The 1,363-nt window shown below is 35.0% G+C and carries 1 protein-coding gene; it reads left to right on the forward strand.

Going from position 1 to position 1,363, the window contains the following annotated elements; translation table 11 throughout:
* Positions 1 to 1,363 (forward strand): glycoside hydrolase family 92 protein (locus OM075_RS25045; protein ID WP_301193301.1); only part of this gene is annotated, 1,363 nt, incomplete at both ends.

Here is a 1,363-nt window from a genome sequence, read left to right on the forward strand (position 1 = left end):
ACCAACAAACCGGACGTACCTTTTATTTTTATGCAGTAAGCAATCATAAAATTAAGGATATCGCAGCTGTTAAGGATAATGATAAAAAAGTAGATGTTGTTCAGTATATCAATGAAGAGGATAATGATGTATTGGAAGTGAAAATTGGTTTTTCATATGTGAGTGTAGAAAATGCAAAGATGAATTTGAGAGCAGAGATGTTATCTAAAGAATTTGCTCAGGTTCGCTCAGAAGCTACTTCCGAATGGGAACAGTTATTATCAAAAATCAAAGTTTCCGGTGGATCTGAAGATGACATGGAAACATTCTATTCTACTTTATATCGTTCGTTTTTATGGCCTATTTTATTGAGTGATATTAATGGTGAATTTGTTGATGACAGGGGTGAAGTAGTTAACAAAGGTTTCAGATATTATAGCAATCCATCATTTTGGGATGATTATCGTAATAAACTCATTTTGTTAGGAATGATTTCTCCAGATGTCGCTTCTGATGTTATTAAGTCAACCATTAACAGAGGCGAAATAAGTGGATTTATTCCAACCTTCTTCCATGGAGACCATGCCTCTACTTTTATTGCAGGGAGTTATTTAAGAGGAATAAAAGATTTTGATGTAAAAAAAGCATACAACTTATTACTTAATAATGCCTTTAAAGAAGGTAAAGGAGGCAGACCATATATTAAAGAGTACATTAACAGAGGCTGGATTTCAGAAATGGATATTGAAGATCCACAATTGGAAACTAAAGCTAAAGCAGCAGTTACTAAAACTCAGGAGTACTCTTATGACGATTACGCAATTGCTTTGTTGGCAAAAGAAATAGGTGATTCTATCAATTATAAAATATTGATGAAAAGATCTAAGGGCTATAAATACTTGTTCGATTCTACTACTAAATTGATGAGGGGACGATTGGCCAATGGAGATTGGATTATACCTTTTGATCCGGAACGACCTTATTACGAATATATGTACAGAGAGGCCACCGGATGGCAATCCAGTTTTTTTGCACCACATGATACCGAGGGATTAATTAGTCTATACCCAAACCAGGGAGTTTTTGAAGCTAAGCTGGATTCATTATTTACAATTCCATGGAAAGGTTATGAAGCTTGTAATTTAACCGTTTTTATCGGCCAGTATTGCCATGGAAACCAACCTGGACATAGCGCGCCTTATTTATATTATTATATCAACAAGCAACCTAAGGCACAGAAAATATTAAATCAAATATTGAATAATTTTTATCGTATGGGACCCCAAAGATTGGCTTATGCAGGAATGGATGATGCAGGAGAAATGTCATCATGGTATGTGTTAAATGCCATTGGTTTATACACCTATTCACCAGCCGATCCTGA

The sequence above is a fragment of the Plebeiibacterium sediminum genome (assembly GCF_026013605.1).
Lineage (GTDB): Bacteria > Bacteroidota > Bacteroidia > Bacteroidales > Marinilabiliaceae > Saccharicrinis > Saccharicrinis sediminus.